This is a genomic window from Halomonas sp. S3-1-1 (genome assembly GCF_023757625.1).
GTDB lineage: Bacteria > Pseudomonadota > Gammaproteobacteria > Pseudomonadales > Halomonadaceae > Vreelandella.
The window spans coordinates 132,249-148,405 of sequence record NZ_JALGBZ010000002.1 but is presented as its reverse complement, the minus strand read 5'-3'; the positions used below and the strand labels follow the sequence as shown (position 1 = coordinate 148,405).

Sequence of the window (16,157 nt, the reverse complement as noted above, 5' to 3'; positions counted from 1 at the left end):
TGACTCCTTGCCCTGTGACTTCTCGCCCGGCGGGCGGTGTTCCCCAAGCATAGCCCAGGATGGCCAGGTTATGCCGACTCCCCCACGGGCAGAAGCCCGGCGGGCGCGTCGTGTAAATGGACCAGCCGCGGATGTTGCCAGATCGGCCGGGCCGCGGTACGCGGGATGGCGCTGGTGCTGCCGGGGGCGGCGTGGCTGCCGGGGAAGTGAAAATCGCTGCCAAGCGAAGCGTACAGGTCGCGCTCGACGAGCTGGCGCGCCAGATCGCGAGTAGTGTCCGGATTCTGCTGGCCGCTGACCAGCTCCACGGCCTGACCGCCGGCGGCGACGAAGCTGTCCATCAGCTGGCCGCGCTTTCGCCGGGTCAGCCCGTAGCGAAGCGGATGGGCGATCGCCGCCACTCCGCCGGAGGCCACGACCCACTCCACCGCCTCGCCGATTTCGGGCCAGTGCGCCTTGACGTCGCCCTTCTTGCCGCTGCCCAGGTAGCGCTTGAAGGCGCTGGCCCAATCCGGCACCAGCCCGTCCGCCACGAGCGCCCGGGCGAAGTCCGGGCGCCCCAGCGGGCGCTCGCTGCCGGCGTGTTCGCGCGCCTTGGCCAGCGCATCCTTGAGACCCAGCTTCTCCAGGCGCTCGGCGATCACCTCAGCGCGCTGAATACGCGCCTGGCGCTGCGCCTTGAGGCCTTCGATAAGCGGTCCACGAGCGCCCCCCGGCATCAGCGCCACCACGTGAATGTTGATACCCTGCCAGCGCGAGGAGAGCTCGCAGCCGGCGATCAGACAAAGGCCTTCTCGCTCGCAGGCCAACGTCGCTTCGGGCACGCCGTCCATGGTGTCGTGGTCGGTCAGAGCGATATGAGACAGCCCGCGGCTTGCGCACAACGCAACGAGATCTGAGGGCGACAGCGCGCCGTCGGAGGCGGTGGAGTGCATGTGCAGATCCACCGGGTAGCCGTGGTCGGCCTCGAAGCTTTCGGGCAGCACGGTCACAGGGAGTCGGGGCATGGGCATGACGTCGGTTGGGGAGTTTGTCAGAATGAGGGCCTTCACGTATAAGTACGGGCGTTTGCACGTGCCGCGCCATGGTACCTAACGCGCGTGCGCCGTACCATGTACGCCGCGATATGAAACGCTGATTTTATTCACCGCCCGCCGGCGCAGCGCGCCAGGGCCTTGGGCCATCGACGGCCCGCCACCCAAATTAAGCCCTGCGCTTAACGCCGAGGACACCCCATGCTATACGCCATCATGAGTGAAGACGTTTCCGAGAGCCTGGAAAAGCGCTTGGCGGCGCGCCCGGACCACCTTGCCCGCCTGGAAGCGCTGCGCGACGAGGGCCGTCTGGTGCTGGCGGGCCCGCACCCGGCCATCGACAGCGAAACCCCGGGGGACACCGGCTTTACCGGCAGCCTCGTGGTGGCGGAGTTCGATAGTCTAAACGATGCTCAGGCCTTTGCCGACAGCGACCCTTACGTGGCGGCAGGCGTCTACGCCCGGGTCACCGTGAAGCCCTTCAAGAAAGTAATGCCTTGATTTTTACGGGCCGCTGTGAGGCGCCGCCGGCTTTTGCACAGAGGCTGTGGAAAACTCTGTGAAAACACGGCGGACGCTTTTCTCAAAGCGAGAGAGTACGCCCGCATTAACGAATTGGTCATTTTTTAACCGCTTTTCACTCTTGCCTCGACAACGGATAACCGTGTGACCCAGCGCCACTCTGTATTGCCGCCTTTGGCGGCGTTGACCGCCCCGCCGCTGACCTGGGAAGATGCCGCCCCGCACTCCGATCAATTCGGCGACGTCTATTTTTCCCGCGAGGACGGCCGCGCCGAAACCGAGCACGTGTTCCTGAACGCCAACCGGCTGCCCGAGCGCTTTGCCGGCTGGCGTGAACCGCGGGCGTTCGTGATCGGCGAAACGGGCTTTGGCACCGGGCTCAACGTGCTCAGTGCCTGGGCGTGCTTCGAAGAGCACGCCCAGGCAGGCGCGCGCCTTCATCTGTTATCCACAGAGAAGTACCCGATGTCCGTCGAGGCGCTGTCCCGCGCGTTGAGCGCCTGGCCGTCGCTTGCCCGCTACGCCGACACGCTCTGCGCGCTTTGGCCCGCCCCCATCGCCGGCATTCACCGGCTGCATTTGAGCGAGCGGGTGACGCTGGATCTTCACTTTGGCGATACCACCGAGCGTTTGACGCTGCTCGACGGCCGGGTCGACGCCTGGTTTCTGGACGGCTTCGCGCCCTCCAAAAACCCGGCAATGTGGCAGGACGCGCTGTTCGAGGCCATGGCGGCGCGCTCGCACCCCGGTGCGACCTTTGCCACCTTCACCTGCGCCGGTATCGTCAAGCGCGGGCTCAAGGCCGCGGGCTTTTCGATCCAAAAGGTGCCGGGCTTCGGGCGCAAGCGCGAGATGCTCGCCGGCGAGATCGAAACACCGCCGGTGGATAATCGACGCGGCCACACGCCCTGGTTCACCCCGCCGGCGACGCAGCCGGTCGAGCACGTCGCGGTGATCGGCGCGGGCCTGGCCGGTGCCTGCACGGCGGCCGCGCTTGCCCGGCGCGGGGTGAAGGTGAGCGTGTTCGAGCGCGAAGCACCGGGCGCCGGCGGCTCGGGCAATCGCCAGGGGGCGCTCTACGTCAAACTCGCCGTCGAAACCAACCTGCAGAGCCGCTTCTATCTGGCGGGGCTTTTGTACAGCGCGCGGTGGCTGGGCGGGCTTAAAGGAAGCGAGGCGTTCTGGTCGCCCTGCGGGGTGGTACAGCTGGCCCCCAGCGACAAGGAAGCAAGCCGCCAGCGCCGCTTTTTAGCGCGCCATCCGCTGGGGGACGCGGTGGTTCGAGCGCATCAGGGGCCGCTATCACCACTGGCCGGCATCATGGGCGAGACCGAACACGCGCTTTTCTATCCACAGGCGGGCTGGGCGAGACCGGAGGCACTTTGCCGGGCGCTGCTGGCGCATCCACGCATTACGCTCAAACAGGCCGAGGTGAACGCGCTTGACGCCAGCGCAGCCGGCTGGCGGCTGACGCTTGGGGATAACACCGAGTGCGATGCGGATCAGGTGGTCGTCGCCTGCGCGCACCAGGCAAACGCGTTTTCCCAGACGCGAACGCTCGCCTTGCAAAAGGTGCGCGGCCAGGTGAGCTCGCTGGCGCTTGCCGAGGGCGTGAGCGCGCCGACCAGCGTGGTGTGCGCTGGCGGCTACGTCTGCCCGCCGCTGGAGGGCGTGCTCACCTTTGGCGCCAGCTTCGCTCCCAACGACGGCGAGCGCGACCTGCGCGAGGCGGATCACCAGCGCAATATCGACGAGCTCAAGGCCGCGCTTCCCGAGTGGGTCGAGGCGCTCGAGCGCGAACGCGGGCCACTGACGCCGGCAACACTTTCCGGGCGCGCCGCGGTCCGCGCGGCGAGCCCGGACAAGACGCCCTACGCCGGGCCGGTGCCCAACGCGGAAGCTTGGCAGCGCGACTACGCCGCGCTCTCGAAGGATGCCTCCCGTGTGGCGCCCATACCCGGCGCGCACCACCCGGGGCTTTGGGTGTCGGCGGCTCACGGCAGCCGGGGGCTTGCCAGCGCCCCGCTGTGCGCCGAGGTGATCGCCTCGCGGATGCTCGGCGAGCCGTTGCCGGTCGAGGCAGCGCTCGCCGATCACCTGCACCCGGGCCGGCGGCTGATCAGCGCGCTGATTCGCGCCGAGTCCTAACGGCCAAGCGACTGGGGTCTGTCTGAAAAGTCGGCGAGCGAAGGCAAGACTAGGCAAAAATTGGCGAAGAAACGGAGTTTACTATGTGTAAATGAGTATTCTGAGCCAATTTTTAACGCCGTATTGTCGAGCGCAGGCACTTTTCAGACAGAGCCTAGTAGTCGCCCTCTTCTTCGTCATCGGCAAGATCGCGGCCAAAAGCGCGCCACTGGGTGAGCGTCATCACTTCGGTCTGCTCCAGCTCGATGTCGTGGGCGATCAGCAGCTCGCCGCGCTCGAGCTGGCGCTTGAGTTCGACCACCCAGCCGTGCATGCCGTCTCCGCTGGTATCGGTGGTGTCGTAGCCCTGGCGGGTCACGAACGCTTCGAGCAGCGCGTTCAGGGTCTCCGGCGGCAGCATGCGCGCCGGCACTTCGATGAATCGGCTCATTCGGCCTGCTCCCACTGCTTCAGTTGTTGCGTAAAGGCGGCCTCGTCCAGCACTTCGACCCCGAACTCCTCGGCCTTGGCGAGCTTGCTGCCCGCCGCTTCGCCGGCGACCACGCAGGTGGTCTTTTTCGACACGCTGCCGGCGACCTTCGCCCCCAGCGCCTGCAGGCGCGCCTTGCCCTCGTCGCGGGTCATGGTCTCAAGGCTTCCGGTGAGCACCCAGGTCTGGCCCTCGAGGGGCGTCGGGCCGCGCGTGACTTCCGTTTCTTCCCACGTAACACCGGAGGCGATCAGCGCCTCGATGGTTTCCCGGTTGTGCGGCTGCTGGAAAAAGAGATGCACGTGGGCGGCCACGATCGGGCCAACGTCGTTGACCGCTTCGAGCGCGGCCTGATCGGCGGCCATGAGCTTCTCGAGCGTGCCGAAGTGGCTCGCCAGATTCACCGCGGTCGCCTCGCCCACTTCGCGAATGCCGAGCGCGTAGATGAAGCGCGCAAAGGTAGTGTTTTTGGCACTTTCGAGCGCCGCGACCAGGTTCTGCGACGATTTGGCCCCCATGCGTGGAAGCTCGGCCAGCCGCTCGGCGGTGAGGTCGAACAGATCCGCCGGGGTCTTGACCCAGTCGCGCTCGACGAGCGCATCGATGATCTTTTCGCCCAGCCCGTCGACGTCCAACGCCTTGCGGCTGGCGAAGTGCTTGAGCGCCTCCTTGCGCTGGGCGGGACAGAAAAGCCCGCCGGTACAGCGCGCCACCGCCTCACCCTCGACGCGCTCGATATCAGAGCCGCACACCGGGCAGGCGGTAGGAAACTCGATCACGCGGGCCCCTGTCGGGCGCTTTTCAGGGTCGACGCGCACAACCTGGGGGATGACGTCGCCGGCCCGGCGTATCGCCACGGTATCGCCGATCATCACGCCAAGCCGTTCGATCTCGTCGGCGTTATGAAGCGTGGCGTTGGAGACGGTGACGCCGGCCACGCTCACCGGCTCGAGCCTGGCAACCGGGGTAATGGCGCCGGTACGCCCGACCTGAAACTCCACGTCGTTGAGCGTGGTGACCTCCTCCTGGGCGGGAAACTTGAACGCCACCGCCCAGCGCGGCGCGCGGGCCACGAACCCGAGTTCGCGCTGGGCGCGTAGGTCGTTGACCTTGATCACCACGCCGTCGATGTCATAGCCCAGATTCAAACGCTTTTCGCCGAGTGCGTCGCAGTAGCGGGCGACCGCCTCGGGGCCGGTGAGCGTCTCAAGCTCGCTGCTCGAGCGAAAGCCGAGAGTCTTGAGTCTGGCCATCAGCGCGCTGTGGCTGGTGTCGCCGGCGTCCGGGGCGAGCCGCGCGACCTGGTAGGCGTGAAATTCCAGCGGGCGTTTGGCGGTGATGCGCGGGTCGAGCTGGCGCAGGCTGCCCGCGGCGGCGTTGCGCGGATTGGCGAACACGCGCCCCTCCTCTTCGCGGGCACGCTCGTTGAGCGCCTCGAACCCTTCATGGCGCATGATGACTTCGCCGCGCACCTCCAACAGCGCAGGGGCCGGGTCGCCTCGAAGGCTGAGCGGAATCGAGCGCAGCGTGCGCAGGTTCGAGGTGATGCCTTCGCCGGTGCGCCCATCGCCGCGGGTCGCGCCGTGGGTCAATACGCCCTGCTCGTACACCAGCGACACCGCCGCGCCGTCGAGCTTGGGCTCGCAGCTGAACTCGATCTCGCCTGGATCACACTCGAGGCGCTCGGCCACGCGCTCAGCGAAGGCGAAGATATCGTCGCGATCGAAGGCGTTGTCCAGCGACAGCATCGGGGTGGCGTGGGCCACCGCGGGAAAACCTTCCGCCGGCGCCGCGCCTACCCGCTGAGTGGGCGATTCCGGCGTGATCAACTCTGGATGCTTCGCCTCGATCTCTTTCAGGGCCTGCAGCTTGCGGTCGTAGTCGGCGTCGGTCAGCGCGGGCTCGTCGAGCACGTAATAGCGGTGGTTGGCGTCGTCGAGCTCGGCGCGAAGTGAGGCGAGCTCTTCGAGCACATCATGAGAGGGCTGACTCATTCGTTGGGGTTCCGTAAAGCGGGTCTGATGGACACTATCCTAAAGCCTGACAGCCAGCGGCTCCAGAAACAAAAACACCCGCCTTTTCAGGCGGGTGCTTTCATACGAACGAGGCATAAGAACGAGGCGCTAGCGGGCGTGGCGCTGTAGCCGGTGGCGGCGTTCAAACTCATGGACCCGCTGGCGGGCGAACTCGATGGTTTGCGCCGTCATCACGCTGCGGTTTTCGTCCTTGAGCTCGCCCCCCATATGACGCACCACCACCATGGCGGTTTCCACCATCGCCTCGAACGCGGCGGCGCTGTCGAGCGCGCCGGGCAGCGGCATCAGGAAGGTCACGCCGGGCGTGGCGAACTCCTCCATCTGCTCGATGGGAAAGGTACCGGGCTTAATCACGTTGACCAAGGAGAACTGCAGCGCACTGTCGTCGCTTTCGGTCTCGAAGCGGTGGAAAACGCCCATCGAGCTGCAGTAGCGAAGCCCACAGGCCATCATCAGTTCTAAAAGCTTGACGCCGTCGAACCCCTCCTCGTCCCGGGAGAGCACGCTGATGACGACCATCTCCGACGCGTCGGTCAGCGCGTCCTTGGCGCGAGCGCCGGAGACGTCGTTACGAAGCGCTTTTTCGAGTGCCGGATGGGAGTGTACGCTGTTCTCTTCATAAGCCGGCGCATCGCTGTACTCATCAGCATAGTCGTCGCGGTAGTCGCTCTGGGGCTCATCAAAGCGCTCGTCGTAACGGCTATCACCGCCCTGGCGGCGCAGCGCGCTCATCGAAGGCTCGGCGCTGTAAAGCTCGTCGTTATCGAATCGGCTCGCGCTATTGGCGGCCTCGATTTCGCGGGCTCGGGCGTTCTCCTGAGCGATGCGCGCCTTCTCGGCCTCGGCGGCCTCCTTCGCTTCGCGGCGCTGCTCGGCTTCAAGCGCCTTGCGTTCGGCTTTTTGTTTGGCCAGCGCCTTCGCCCGCTCGGCTTTTTCTGCTTTTTTCCGCTCGCGCGTTTGACGGTGCTCGATCATCCGGCGCTTGAACGAGCGCCCGATGCCTTCGAAATCTACCAGCCGATACTCGTCGACGGTATCGTCATCGAGCTCGCCGGCGGTATGGGCGCGCAGCTGCCGGCGCTTGCGTGCCTCGGTGCTCTTGACGTGGGCGGCGGTATCTTCGGGCTCGGCGCGAAGCACCGACTCCTGCTCGGCTGCCGGCTTGCTGTCTGCGACGGCTTCGTCGCTCGCAAGCGCCTCGGTGCGCGAAGAAGGCACCTCGGAAGTAACGCCGGGAGCGCTGGTGCCGTTAACTGGCGCGGGCGCGGCCGGGGCGGGGGAAAGGGTCGGCTCGACTGGCTCGGCGCCGGGCGATGCGCTCTCCTTTGGCGCCGGCTCGGCGAAAAGGCTGGGCTCCTGGCGCTCCGCGGCTACCGGGGCGTCTTGGGCGCGCTCGGTATCGGGTCGGAGTGCCGGGCTTACCGGCTCGTCGGTAGCAGTAGCAAAGGACGGGGCTGATGCTCCGGGATTTGGCATTTCAGGGGCCGGGGTTTCAGAAACCGGGGCTTTAGAAGCAGACGTTTTGGGTGCGGACGCCTGAGGGGCTGAGGTTTTAAACGCAGCGCTGTTGGATACGCCGGATTGAACTCGAGAAGCGCTTTCAGCGCGCTCGTCGCTGTAGCCGCCTTCAAAAGCAAACTGCCGGCCGCCGGCCGGCTTTTTGGAACGCGTGGCTGCTCGGGAGAACGAACGCTTGAAATCGGAGAGTACGCGGGACGGGCCGGGGTGCTCCTGGCGCTCCAGCTGCGGCTTTTTGCCCAAACCGCTGTAGTCGGCGGGCTTGAGTACGCGAGCGCCGCCGTTAGGAAGCTCCCAGTTGATCTCGGCTTCCTTGGCCTCGTCATCGAACTCTTCTGCCGACGCTTTAGGCAGATTATCGACCGCCTGGTCGAGCCTTGGCACTCGGCGCTGGCGCTGCAGCCTTCGAACCCCATCGACCACGATAAGCGACACCAACGCCAATCCCAGAATGATTAACCACTCTCTTAGTTCCATGTCGAGCATTCCATGGGTCATTTTAACCGGTTAAAGGCGCTACCTTTGAAGATCATTCGCATCCATCCAGACGCTGCACCGACCACCAAACATAGTGCGACTACTATAAAAAGGACAACGTGTGTTTGTTCTACGCGGGCTACCCGCCGTTTCGTTCAATAGTCGACAGAGTAAATCCGGCGCTTGGACAAACAGTACTGCTAAAAGTGCCATCCTGGCGCTTGTTTTGGCTAACGCTCTTTTACACCCGGGCGACGAGCCCTATAGCGGTCGGCAAGTCTACAATTACTCTTCGACCAGCTTATAAATGTGCTCAGTGTAGAAGCGTTATCCCATGTTGACAAAATCTTACCGCCATATTCGCTCATTAAACAAGCACAACTCGGTATTATCACGACAAGTGCTTAAGAGTTGGCGTTAGTTTGATTAAAAAGAGCGCTAAAACGAAACTCGTTAAGCGCCCTTTTAATACTATATATACGTCCAGTTGCTATATTTTTTATCAACGGGATCAAACGCTCCGGATACACGTCGCGCCGGACAAAACGCGCCGCTCATTGAGCCTACCCTCTTTCCTTAGTCGACCAGGGCGGCGGCTTCGTCGATACCGACCGACACAAGCCTTGAGACGCCGGGCTCCTGCATGGTGACGCCCATCAGCCGTTCGGCGGCTTCCATGGCGATCTTGTTGTGGGTGATGTAGATGAACTGGACGTTCTCTGACATTTCCTTGACCAGTTTGGCATAGCGGCCGACGTTGGCGTCGTCCAGCGGCGCGTCGACCTCGTCGAGCATGCAAAACGGCGCCGGGTTGAGCCTAAAGATCGAAAAGACCAGCGACAGCGCCGTCAGCGCCTTTTCACCGCCGGAGAGCAGATGAATGGTGCTGTTCTTCTTGCCCGGCGGGCGCGCCATGATCGCCACGCCCGTCTCCAGCAGATCCTCGCCGGTGAGCGTAAGCCACGCCGCGCCGCCGCCGAACACCCGCGGGAAAAGCTCCTGCAGCCCGGCGTTGACCTGATCGAAGGTGTCGCGAAAGCGCACCCGGGTCTCCTGGTCGATGCGCTTGATTGCCCGCTCCAGGGTCTCGAGCGCCTCGGTTAGCTCGGCGTGCTGGGCTTCCAGGTAGTTGCGCCGCTCGGCCTGCTGGTCGTACTCCTCGATCGCCGCCAGGTTGATCGCACCGAGCTTTCGAATCTTCTCGGAGGTGTTCTCCAAAAGCGACTGCCAGCGCGACTCCTCAGCATCATCGGCAAGCCCGTTGGCGAGCGCCTCGGCGTCGTGGCCGAGCTCGGCAAGCGCCTCGTCCTGGGTGGCAGCCTTGAGCGTGAGCGCCTGCACTTCCATGCGAAGCGTTTGAAGCTGTTCGCGACTCTGCTCTAGGGTGCGCTCGTGGTTTTGCCGGGCGAGCTCGTCGTTTTTGAGCTGCTCGGTGATGCCCTGGGCCTGCTCGCGGGTCTCACTCAGCCGAGCCTGGCGCTGCTCGCGCTCATGGAACAGCTCTTCGAGTTCCTCGGCGGCGAGCTCGTCGGGCTCTCTTAGCGCCTCGCGGGCCTCTTCGAGCTCTTCGATACGCAGCGTCAGACGCTCTTCGCTTTCCCCGGCGCGGGCCTGCTGGGCGCGCAGGCTGTCGCGCTCGGTGTTAAGCCGCTCGCGCTCCAGCGCCAGCGCCTGCTGGCTCGCCTTGAGCGGGGCCTGCTCGCGGGTCAGGCGGTCGAACTCTTCACGGGCGCGGGCGCGCTGCTCCACGCTCTCCTCGCGGGCGGTGGCCGCCTCGTCGAGCGAGGCCATGGCGTCGTTCCAGCGCTCGCGCTGCTCCTCGAGGCTGAGCACCAGCGTCGCTTCGTCCTCCTTGAGGGTGGCGAGTTCATCGTCGATCTCGGCGGCGCGGCCCTCCAGATGCTCCAGGCGCTGCGCCAGGCGCTGCTCCTTGACCGCCAACTGCTGGCGAAGCGCCCCGTGTTCGCGCTCGGCCTGGTCGCGCTCGCCGCGTTCGTGCTCGAGGTTCTCCAACTGCTCGGCCAGGCTTTCGCACTGCGCGTCCAGCGCCTCGAGCGCCTGCTCGAGCTCTTTTTGTTCCCGGCTCAGGTCATCGAAGCGCCGGCGGGTGACCAGCAGCGCATCGACACCCTGCCCGCTCGCCTTCTGCGAGAGCCACCCCGGCCCGCACCAGAGGCCCTGGCGGCTGACCGCGCTCTCTCCCGCAGGCAGCCGGGCGGCAAGCGCTTGGGCCTCATCATCGTCTTCGACAACATGAATGCGCGAGAGCCACTCATTAAGCGCTCCGGCGCCGTCCACTTTCGCATCGAGCCGGCCGTCGTTGCTTGCCTTGGGCGCGGTGGCGTCGATCAGGCACCAGTCGGTGGCCAGCGCCTCGGGCAGCGCCGCCAGCGCCGCGCCTTCCACCATTCGGGCATTGAGCCAAGGCGCGAGCAGCCAGGAGACGACCGACTCCCAGCCGGGCGCGGCCTGCAGGGTTTCGCCGAGCCTCGGAGCGCTCTCGAGGCCCAGCGCCTGGAGATGACCGTCCAGGGCCGGGTCGTGGTCGGCTAGGGCGGCGTCGATCAGCGCCTTGAGCGAGGCGAGCTCGCCCTGGCAGCGGCTCAGCTCTGCCCGCTTGTCATCGCGGGTCTTGAGCGCGCTCTGGTGCGCCCCCTTGGTGTCGCTTAGGCGCTGCTGGCCCTGCTCGCGCTCGGTTTGAAACTGCTCGACCCGTCTCTCGGCCGCTTCGAGCTCGGTCTGGCTTTGAGCGTACTCCTGGCGCACGGCGGTAGTGTCGTCAAGATCGCCGCGCTGCTGCTCGCGGCGCTCGCGCTCGCCCTGCAGGCGCTTGATACGCTGCTCGAGATCGGCCACCTGGTCCTGGCCGCGCTCGGCGCTGCGGCTGGCGTCGCGCCAGCGGGCGTCGAGGTCGGCGAAGTGCTGCTCGGCGCTTTCAAGCGTCGGCTTGATCGAGGCTAACGACTCTTCCAGCGCCTCAAGCTGCTCATCCAGGCCTTCGAGCTCCGGCAACAGCGTCTCCCAGCGCTTGTCGATCGCCGTCAGACGCTCGCGGTCACCTTCGCTTACCCGGCGCTGCTCTTCGAGGTCGCGTCGGGCAGTATCGATATCGCTTGCCAGTTGGCTTTCGCGGCTCTTGCGGTGGGCCTGGTCCTGCTCGAGGCGAGCGATGCGCGTGGTGGTCTCGAAGAACTGCTGCTGGTGGCGTTCGAGCACTTCGGCGAGTTCATCGTGCTGGGCGCGGGCCTGCTCGAGACGGGTTTCGCAGGCGCGCACGCCGAACACGTCCTTCTCGACGCTGATTTCGAGCTCGCGCACCCGGGCTTCCTGGCGCGTTTGTTCAGCGCGCAGGGTGCGGCCGCGAATCAGCGCAAGCTCGCCCTTGAGCTGATACTCCTGGGATTTCAGCGTCTGATAGCGCTTGGCGGCCTCGGCCTGGCGCTTCAAGCGCTCGAGCTGCTTGTCGAGCTCTTCGCGGATGTCGTCCAGGCGCTCCAGGTTCTCCTGAGTGCGGCGCATGCGGTTTTCGGTTTCGCGCCGGCGCTCCTTGTACTTGGAGATACCGGCGGCCTCTTCCAGGGTCGCGCGCAGATCGTCCGGGCGCGCCTCGATCAGCCGGGAGATCATGCCCTGGCCGATCAGCGCGTAGGAGCGCGGGCCGAGCCCGGTGCCCATGAAGAGATCGGCGATATCCCGACGGCGGCACTTCTGGCCGTTGAAGAAGTAGTTGGACTGGCCGTCGCGAGTGACCAGGCGCTTGACGGCGATTTCCGAATACTGAGCGTAGGCGCCGCCCATGGCGCCGTCACGGTTGTCGAACTTGAGCTCGATGGCGGCCAGGCCGACCGGCTTGCGCCCGGTGGAGCCGTTGAAGATGACGTCCGCCATCGACTCGCCGCGCAGGGTCTTGGCCGAGGACTCGCCCATGACCCAGCGCACCGCGTCGATGATATTGGACTTGCCGCAGCCGTTGGGCCCGACGATCGCGGTCATGTTGCCATCGAAGGGCACCGTGATGGGATCGACGAAGGATTTGAACCCGGTAAGGCGTATGGACGTTAGGCGCATCGCGGCTCTTTGAAAACGGAAAAAACGAGCGGGCTATTCAAACACACCATCGACCGAAACGTTAGCCTCACGCGATGCCATGCGCGTTTGGGCTTCGCGGATGCCTTCGCGTAGCGCCTCGCTCGTCTCGCCCTCGCCAAGGCTTGCCAGCGCCCGGCGCCAGCGGTCGATGGCAAGCTCATAATCGCCTTCGCCAAAGGCGTGAACGCCAAGTAGGCTCAGGATTTTGGGCTGGCGCGGGTCCTGCGCCAGCACTTCGTCGACCAGCGCCTGAACCTTGGAGGTCAGCGTGCGCCCGGCCATGAAAAAGCGCAGCTCGGCGAGCTCGCTCACAAGCGCCGGCGCGCGGCCTTCGATAGCGATCAGCCGGGTCAGCGCATCCGCCGCCTGCTCGAGTTGGCCGGTTTCGCGATAGAGTGTGAACAGCGTCCCCCAGACGTTGGGGTTGCCGGGCTGGCGGTCGGCCTCGGCTTCCAGCGGCGCGATGTAGCTCTCAAAAGAGTGGCCGGGCGTACTCTCCCAGGCGCTTCGCAGCGCGTAGAGGCGCAGATCGCCCTCGGCGCCGCTTCGCTGGTAGCCGATCACCGCCGCGACGAGCACCGCCACCGCCACCAGCGGCACGACCAGGCGCCCGGCGCCGGGGTTTTTCAGCGCGCGCTTGGGCGCGGGTGCGGTGTCGTCCAAAAGGCTTCGCTCGAGCTCGAGCTTGTCCTCGTCAAAACGCGTTTGGTCGATGTCACCGCGATCAAAAGTGCTTTCCAATGATGCGAGCCGGCGGCGAAAAATGGCAACGTTTTGGCGGTTGGCGTCGTCGTGCCCCTCGAAACGGCGCTGAGCGTCATACAGCGCCCGCGACCGCCAAAGCGGCGACAGCATTAGCCAAAGCGCTGGTAGCGCCGTGATCAGAAGCGCAATCCAGAGCGGCGTCATGGGGTTTTCTCCTCGTCGATCAGCGCGTCGAGCCGAGCGCGCTCTTCAAGGTTCAGCGCGCGCGCAGAGGCCTGGCGCCGGCCGCGCACGATCAGCGCAAGCACCAGCGCGGCGAGTACGACAAGCGCTACAGGAATACCCCACAGCAGGTAGGTGCGGTTCTCGAGGCGCGGGTTGTAGAGGATGTACTCGCCGAAGCGCTCCACCATGTGATTGACGATTTCGCTATCCGACTGGCCCTGATGGAGCAGCTCGAAAACGCGCTGGCGCATGTCGGCGGCGATGGGCGCGTTGGAGTCATCGATCGCCTGGTTTTCGCACAGCGGGCAGCGCATCGAGGCGGTCAGATCGACGTAGCGCCGCTCGAGCACCGGATCGCTGAAATCGCGCACATCGATCGCCGCCAGCGCCGATGCGGCCACTAGCATCAGCGCTAGCAAAAGCCCCAAACGCCGGATCATTGCCACTTCTCCACCTCGGGAAGGATCTGCGCTCGCACGTCCTCCGGCGAGATATAGCCCTTGTGGTGGTAGCGAATCACGCCCTCTCGATCGACCAGAAAGGTTTCCGGCGCACCGTAGACACCGAGATCGAAGCCCAGACTGCCGTCGGGATCGAACACGTTGACCTCGAAAGGATTGCCATACTCCTCGAGAAACTCGGCGCCCTTCTCGCGGGTGTCGCGGTAGTTGACCCCGACCAGGCGAATGCCGTGATCGGCCAGTTCCAAAAGCTGGGGCATCTCCTGCTTGCAGGCCGGGCACCACTCGCCCCACACGTTGACCAGCGTCGCCTGACCGCGCAAAAGCGACTCGTCCACGCGTCGCGTCTCATCGCTGAGCGTGGTGGCACTAAAGGTGGGAAAATCGCGGGCCATCAGCGCCGAGTCACGCTGGCTCGGGTCGCGCGAAAGGCCCTGGTAGAAAAACAGCGCTATGCCGACGAAGCCGAGTGGCAGCAGTAGCAATAGCCAGCGTCTCATGGCGTGACCTCGCGTTGGGTGGGGGAAGACGCGCGCCGGTAGCGCCGGTCGATCACCGCCAGCACGGCGCCGAGGGCCATCAGTAGCGCCCCGAGCCAGAGCCAGCGCACGAAGGGCTTGTACTGCACGCGCATGGCGTAGCTGCCGTCGTCCAGATCCTCGCCCATCGCCACGTAAAGATCGCGGAAAAGCCCCGGGCTCAGCGCGACCTGGGTCATGGGCATGCCGGTGGCGAGATAAAGCCGCTTCTCCGGGCGCATGATGAACGCGCGCCCGTCACCGCCCTTGCGCACCTCGATCACCGAGGTATCCGCCAGAAAGTTCGGCCCGCGGCGGCTAGTCAGCTCGCGCATGGTGAACTCATAGCCGGCCACTTCGACCGCGGTGTCGGGGGCCATGCGCACGTTACGCTCGACGTTGTAGTTCGACACCACCGTCACTCCGACAATGGTCACGGCAAGCCCCACGTGACCCAGCACCATGCCCCAATAGGCGAGCGACAGCTTGCCAAGCCCGCGCCGGATCGAGCTCGCCCGGCGGCAGGTCGCAACCACGTCGCGCACCAGCGGCAGCACGATCCAGAGTGCGGCCAGAAGCCCAAGGCTCACCCACGGGTTCCAGCGCCCGGCGAAGAGCAGCGGCGCCGCCATGCTAAACACCAGCGCCAAAAGCCCGGAAAGCCACAGCGTACGCTTGAGATCGATAAAGGGCATGCGCTTCCAGCGCGCCACGGGGCCGGCGCCCATGAACAGGCACATCAGCACGGCGAGCGGCACGAACAGTGCGTTGAAGTACGGCGGGCCAACGCTGATCTTGCCAAGGCCCAGCGAGTCCAGAATTAAGGGGTAGACGGTACCGAGCAGCACCGTGACGGTCATGATCACCAGCAGGAAGTTGTTGATCAACAAAAGCGTGTCCCGCGAGCACAAGCCAAAGCCGACCCGGTGGCTGACCCGAGGCGCGCGCAGCGCGAACAGCAAAAGCGACAGCGTGACCGTCACCCCTAGCAGCACCAGGATGAAAAAGCCGCGGGCCGGGTCGTTGGCGAAGGCGTGCACCGAGGTGAGCACGCCGGAGCGCACTAAAAACGTGCCCATCAGCGAAAGCGCGAAGGTGGTGATCGCTAACAGCACCGTCCAGCTTTTGAAGGAGCCACGCTTTTCGGTCACCGCCAGCGAGTGCAGCAGCGCCGTGCCGGTCAGCCAGGGCAAAAGCGAGGCGTTCTCGACCGGGTCCCAGAACCACCAGCCGCCCCAGCCGAGCTCGTAGTAGGCCCACCAGCTGCCAAGCGCGATGCCGACGGTCAAAAACGCCCAGGCGAGATTTGCCCAGGGCCGCGCCCAGCGCGTCCAAGCCGCATCGAGGCGCCCGCCCATCAGCGCGGCGATGGCGAAGGCGAAGACCACCGAAAAACCGACGTAGCCCATGTAGAGCATCGGCGGATGGATCACCAGGCCGAAATCCTGCAGCAGCGGGTTCAAATCGGCGCCGTCACCGGGCACGTTGGGCAACAGCCGCTCGAAGGGGTTGGAGGTAAGCAGTATGAAAAGCAGAAAGCCGACGCTCACCAGCCCCATCACGCCGAGCACGCGAGCGACCATGTCGCGGGGCAGCGCGCGCGAGAAGCGCGAGGCGGCAAAGCCCCAGCCCGAGAGCATCAGGCTCCATAAAAGCACCGAGCCTTCGTGATTGCCCCAGACGGCGCTGGCCTTGTAGTACCAGGGCAGCAGCGAGTTGGAGTTGTTGGCCACGTTGGCCACGCTGAAGTCGTCGAGCAGGTAGCTTGCAGTCAAACACAGGTAAGCCGCGCCCAGAAACAGAAACTGCCCCGCCGCCATCGGCGCCCCGTACGCCATCCAGAGCGGGCGCCGGCTCGCGCTTCCGGCCAACGGCAGGGTCGCCTGAAGCGCGGCCATCGACAGCGCCAGAATCAGCGCGAAGTGGCCGACTTCGGGAATCATCCGTATCCACAT

Annotated in this window: 11 protein-coding genes; 2 read left to right on the top strand and 9 right to left on the bottom strand. The window is 65.3% G+C overall.

The window, feature by feature from the left end; all coding sequences use genetic code 11:
* Positions 1–68: 68 nt before the first annotated feature.
* A complete protein-coding gene (locus MQW23_RS05755; protein WP_252106878.1) occupies positions 69–1,007 on the bottom strand; it encodes a PHP domain-containing protein in 939 nt (312 codons plus the stop codon).
* 228 nt (positions 1,008–1,235) lie between these two features.
* Between MQW23_RS05755 and MQW23_RS05750 the strand changes: the two genes are divergently transcribed.
* Together MQW23_RS05750 and mnmC are read left to right on the top strand one after the other, a co-directional pair.
* The gene (locus tag MQW23_RS05750) at positions 1,236–1,535 is read left to right on the top strand and encodes a YciI family protein (protein ID WP_252106877.1); all 300 of its coding nucleotides are present in this window, start codon (positions 1,236–1,238) and stop codon (positions 1,533–1,535) included.
* A 165-nt stretch (positions 1,536–1,700) separates the two neighbouring features.
* The gene (gene mnmC, locus MQW23_RS05745) at positions 1,701–3,704 is read left to right on the top strand and encodes a bifunctional tRNA (5-methylaminomethyl-2-thiouridine)(34)-methyltransferase MnmC2/FAD-dependent 5-carboxymethylaminomethyl-2-thiouridine(34) oxidoreductase MnmC1 (RefSeq protein WP_252106876.1); all 2,004 of its coding nucleotides are present in this window, start codon (positions 1,701–1,703) and stop codon (positions 3,702–3,704) included.
* A gap of 154 nt (positions 3,705–3,858) precedes the next feature.
* Here mnmC and MQW23_RS05740 read toward each other — a convergent pair whose 3' ends face one another.
* The 8 genes from MQW23_RS05740 to MQW23_RS05705 all read right to left on the bottom strand — a co-directional run bounded on the left by MQW23_RS05740 (position 3,859) and on the right by MQW23_RS05705 (position 16,157).
* Complete coding sequence (locus tag MQW23_RS05740; protein ID WP_252106875.1) at positions 3,859–4,134, bottom strand: YheU family protein; 276 nt, start codon at positions 4,132–4,134, stop codon at positions 3,859–3,861.
* On the bottom strand, positions 4,131–6,167 hold the full coding sequence (gene ligA, locus MQW23_RS05735; RefSeq protein ID WP_252106874.1) for an NAD-dependent DNA ligase LigA: 2,037 nt from the start codon (positions 6,165–6,167) through the stop codon (positions 4,131–4,133). The genes MQW23_RS05740 and ligA overlap by 4 nt, the downstream gene beginning before the upstream one ends.
* A 129-nt stretch (positions 6,168–6,296) precedes the next feature.
* Positions 6,297–8,204 carry a cell division protein ZipA gene (gene zipA, locus MQW23_RS05730; protein ID WP_252106873.1) on the bottom strand — a complete coding sequence of 636 codons (1,908 nt, stop codon included), beginning with the start codon at positions 8,202–8,204 and terminating at the stop codon, positions 6,297–6,299.
* Between the two features lie 576 nt (positions 8,205–8,780).
* Complete coding sequence (gene smc / locus MQW23_RS05725; RefSeq protein WP_252106872.1) at positions 8,781–12,272, bottom strand: chromosome segregation protein SMC; 3,492 nt, start codon at positions 12,270–12,272, stop codon at positions 8,781–8,783.
* 33 nt (positions 12,273–12,305) lie between these two features.
* A complete protein-coding gene (ccmI, locus tag MQW23_RS05720) occupies positions 12,306–13,202 on the bottom strand; it encodes a c-type cytochrome biogenesis protein CcmI (RefSeq protein WP_252106871.1) in 897 nt (298 codons plus the stop codon).
* Positions 13,199–13,669: a cytochrome c-type biogenesis protein gene (locus MQW23_RS05715; RefSeq protein WP_252106870.1), complete on the bottom strand. Its 471-nt coding sequence runs from the start codon at positions 13,667–13,669 to the stop codon at positions 13,199–13,201. Before MQW23_RS05715 ends, ccmI begins: the two co-directional genes overlap by 4 nt.
* A complete protein-coding gene (locus tag MQW23_RS05710) occupies positions 13,660–14,184 on the bottom strand; it encodes a DsbE family thiol:disulfide interchange protein (protein ID WP_252106869.1) in 525 nt (174 codons plus the stop codon). Before MQW23_RS05710 ends, MQW23_RS05715 begins: the two co-directional genes overlap by 10 nt.
* Positions 14,181–16,157, bottom strand: coding sequence for a heme lyase CcmF/NrfE family subunit (locus tag MQW23_RS05705; RefSeq protein WP_286086874.1), 1,977 nt, complete (start codon positions 16,155–16,157; stop codon positions 14,181–14,183). Before MQW23_RS05705 ends, MQW23_RS05710 begins: the two co-directional genes overlap by 4 nt.